This is a genomic window from Paenibacillus sp. TSM33, assembly GCF_056099025.1.
This window is the reverse complement of the sequence record NZ_JBLZXB010000095.1, coordinates 1-209: the sequence shown is the minus strand read 5'-3', so window position 1 is coordinate 209 and position 209 is coordinate 1. Positions and strand designations below refer to the sequence as shown.

The following is a 209-nucleotide window of genomic DNA, read 5'->3' as shown; positions in this document are numbered from 1 at the left end:
CCAGGGGAACTGAAACATCTAAGTACCCTGAGGAAGAGAAAACAATAGTGATTCCGTCAGTAGCGGCGAGCGAACGCGGATTAGCCCAAACCAAGGAGCTTGCTCCTTGGGGTTGTGGGACGTCTCATATGGAGTTACAAAGGAACCGGTTAGATGAAGATGTCTGGAAAGGCCCGCCAGAGAAGGTAAAAGCCCTGTAGTTCAAAACC

Annotated in this window: 1 rRNA gene; it reads left to right on the top strand. The window is 50.2% G+C overall.

What is annotated here, in order from left to right:
* Window positions 1-209: ribosomal RNA gene (locus ACN6NF_RS26045) — 23S ribosomal RNA — on the top strand; the annotation flags it as partial.